The organism is Micromonospora sp. NPDC047467 (genome assembly GCF_040643095.1).
Lineage (GTDB): Bacteria > Actinomycetota > Actinomycetes > Mycobacteriales > Micromonosporaceae > Micromonospora.
Window position 1 is genome coordinate 1 of record NZ_JBEYTO010000023.1, and the last position, 2,666, is coordinate 2,666.

A 2,666-nucleotide genomic window follows, 5' to 3' on the forward strand; every position below is an offset into this window, starting at 1 on the left:
GCCCCCCGCCATCCGCCGGGTTGGGGGGGGGTGTGGGGGGTGTGGGGGCCGGTCCGGTCCCCGCACACCCCGTCGACGCCGGGGCGCCGGTCGTCGCCGGTCACTCGGGGTCGTCCGGCTCGTCGATGCGAGCGGACAGGATGATCCGCGCGTTGCCCTCGGCGAATCCGGACAGTCGGAGGTACGTGTAGCCGGGGCGGCTACCGCGGCTCGTCTGGCGCGGGCCCTCGCGCCGGTTCTCGTACGTGTCGTCCGAGTCGACGGTGAGGACGTCCCGCCACGCGGCGAGGACCTGACGGGCGAGCAGCAACGGCAGGTAGTCGAGGGAGGCTTCGGCGATCCCGCCGCCGTTGCGGGGCCCGTGGGTGATCTTCTTGAAGGTCCACGGCACCGGCGGCAGGCAGTGAGCTGCCTCGGTGGTCGCGAGCCAGGCGAGGGCAGAGTTGTCGTCGTGCGCGGCCCGGGTCAGCTCGGAGGCCTTGTGCTCCAGCCAGCCGTACGCGGCCCCGGACTTGGACACGTAGACGTGATCTTTTTTCCAGCCGCAGGAGCATTCGGCGTCGTAGCCCCCGGGGTCGGTGTACCAGCCGCGCTTGACCGGCGCGTGCGAGTGGACGTTCTTGGAGTGGCCGGGCAGTCGGCCGAAGGCCTTCACCGTGCGGCGCACGCGGATGACGTCCGTACGCGGCAAGCTGTGGCGGATCAGGGGTGGCGTGTCGCCGGGCCAGAGACCGGGTCTGTCGACTCGGGCAACGTGTCCGGGCGGGTCACCGGCCAGGTCCCAGGTGTGGTGACGCTGGACGATCTCGCGGACTCTCACCAGGCCGCCCGTGCTGTCGGCGATGTCGCCGAGCTGGGCCTCTTCCGCGCGGACGAGGATGGTGACGGCCGGTGCACCGAGGACCTGGGCCAGATCCGGGACGGCCGGCGCTTCGGGAATCGTCTCGGTCATGACGCTCCGTTCTGGATCGGAAAGGGGAGTGAGGCGACGGCATCGGCCCAGGCCCCGTCCGGACGTGTCGGGTTGGTGTGCCGCTCCCACAGGCCGACGAGAGCGTCGAACGGCTTGTTCTGTGGGGTACGGCCAATGGCGCGCCCGCACCGACAGGTGCCGATGACGTCGTGGCCGGCGCGCTCGAGGATGAGGGCGTGACTGGTTGGGGCTTCCGCGCGAGCAGTGGACGCCGTCCCCGTGTGCCGAGCGGTGCTGCCGGCGGGGATGTCCTTCTCCTCGCGGTCCGCCTCCTGCAAGGCGGTGACGATGGCCTCGGCCAACTGCGGCACGGTCGCCGTCCACCGCGTCTGCGTGCTGCGCGGGTCCAGCCCCTGCACCAAGTGCTCGCGCATCTCGTGCGCGAGGACCGGACGGCGCAGGACGGGACCGCGCAGGACGGCGGCGACGATGTCCGTACGGGAGGTCACTGAGCCGCCCCCTGCTCCCCGGCCGGGGCGAGGGGAAAGCAGTACATCGGTGCGTGCCGGTTGGGGACGGCGACCTGCCAGGGCCCGGGGAGGAATCCGAACGCGGCGTACTGGCAGCCCCGGCCGCCGTCCTTGCCGAGGATGCGGCCGATGCACTCCTGGCCGAGGACCTCGGTGTAGTAGACGTTGCGGCTCAAGCCCTTGGCCTGACGCGGGTGCTGGGCCAAGGCCTTGAAGATGTCCATGCCGGTCGCGATGTCAGCGCACGACGGGCACTGGAACGCCCAGTCCACGCTGTTCTGGCCGAACCGCTCGCGGGCCTCCGCCCACAGCTCTTCCTGCGTGAGCACTCGGGGTTCAGCCATGGGTCTCACCGCCCGGCCGCATCGGGATGGTGCGGATGTCGGCGCGGGCGCGGGCGATCGCGGCACAGCGGACCGGGCAGTACCAGTGCGCGGCCGCGCCGTCCGCACTGCCCTGCACGGAGACCATGCGCGCGACCGGCGGACGCCGGCCGACGACAGGAGTCCCGCAGTCGCCAACGGTGCAGACCTCGATCACCGACATGTCGGTGGCCGCGCGGCTCTTGCCGGTGAGCCCCTTGTTCCAGGCGAGCCGGGCCGCGCGCTGAGCAGCGCTGACCTCGGGCAGGCGGGGACGATGATGGCCCACTAGCGGCGCCCCTTCCTGATCTTGAGCGTGTAGAAGCGGCCGTCCTGAGGGCCGTGCTGGTCGAGGTGGCCGCACCACTGGAGGTAGCCGAGGTCACGGCGGGCGGTGACGCGCTGGATGTAGCCGGGCTCGGTGAGCCGGTACAGGTCCAGCACGCGGCCGGTGTCCCAACGGCCCCCGTGGGTGCGGATGGCGTCGAGGAGCCGAGCGCGGCGTCCGGTCAGGCGGGGGGTGGCGTCGGCCTGGTGGCTGCTCTTCCCCTTCGCCTCCTCGCGGGCCACGACGTCGTCACTGGCGTGCTGCTCGAGCAGCCTGCGCACCTCGTTGACGTCCGCGTCGTCGGTGAGGACGACAGCGCGGAGGGTGTGCGCGAGCTGCCGATACATGGCCAGCTCGCCGGGGTACGCCTCAGCGGTCGGCTCGGTCATCGGGTGGCCTCCGCCGGCTGCTCGAGCGGGACGATGCTGATCCCGGCGATGAGGGAGACCGCGGTCGGGTGGCCGTGGTAGTTGGGCGTGATGTCCTCCTGCCACTCCCACTCGCTGCCCGGGGCGGGCGCGTAGCCGAGCGAG

6 protein-coding genes are annotated in these 2,666 nt (G+C 72.0%); all 6 read right to left on the bottom strand.

The window, feature by feature from the left end; all coding sequences use genetic code 11:
• Positions 1 to 100: 100 nt before the first annotated feature.
• Entirely contained in the window at positions 101 to 952 is an 852-nt protein-coding gene (locus ABZ780_RS31505) for a hypothetical protein (protein ID WP_357488369.1), read from the bottom strand.
• A complete protein-coding gene (locus ABZ780_RS31510; RefSeq protein ID WP_357488370.1) occupies positions 949 to 1,422 on the bottom strand; it encodes a hypothetical protein in 474 nt (157 codons plus the stop codon). Before ABZ780_RS31510 ends, ABZ780_RS31505 begins: the two co-directional genes overlap by 4 nt.
• A complete protein-coding gene (locus ABZ780_RS31515) occupies positions 1,419 to 1,787 on the bottom strand; it encodes a VVA0879 family protein (RefSeq protein ID WP_357488371.1) in 369 nt (122 codons plus the stop codon). The genes ABZ780_RS31510 and ABZ780_RS31515 overlap by 4 nt, the downstream gene beginning before the upstream one ends.
• Positions 1,780 to 2,094: a hypothetical protein gene (locus tag ABZ780_RS31520; protein ID WP_357488372.1), complete on the bottom strand. Its 315-nt coding sequence runs from the start codon at positions 2,092 to 2,094 to the stop codon at positions 1,780 to 1,782. The genes ABZ780_RS31515 and ABZ780_RS31520 overlap by 8 nt, the downstream gene beginning before the upstream one ends.
• Entirely contained in the window at positions 2,094 to 2,522 is a 429-nt protein-coding gene (locus ABZ780_RS31525) for a hypothetical protein (protein WP_357488374.1), read from the bottom strand. Before ABZ780_RS31525 ends, ABZ780_RS31520 begins: the two co-directional genes overlap by 1 nt.
• On the bottom strand, positions 2,519 to 2,666 hold a 148-nt coding region (locus tag ABZ780_RS31530; protein ID WP_357488376.1), incomplete at its 5' end, for a DUF6303 family protein. The genes ABZ780_RS31525 and ABZ780_RS31530, both read right to left, overlap by 4 nt.

Bases quoted from the DNA above. Each gene is read 5' to 3' on its own strand.
- ABZ780_RS31505 (WP_357488369.1), bottom strand. From the start codon at position 952: ATGACCGAGACGATTCCCGAAGCGCCGGCCGTCCCGGATCTGGCCCAG.
- ABZ780_RS31515 (WP_357488371.1), bottom strand. From the start codon at position 1,787: ATGGCTGAACCCCGAGTGCTCACGCAGGAAGAGCTGTGGGCGGAGGCC.
- ABZ780_RS31525 (WP_357488374.1), bottom strand. From the start codon at position 2,522: ATGACCGAGCCGACCGCTGAGGCGTACCCCGGCGAGCTGGCCATGTAT.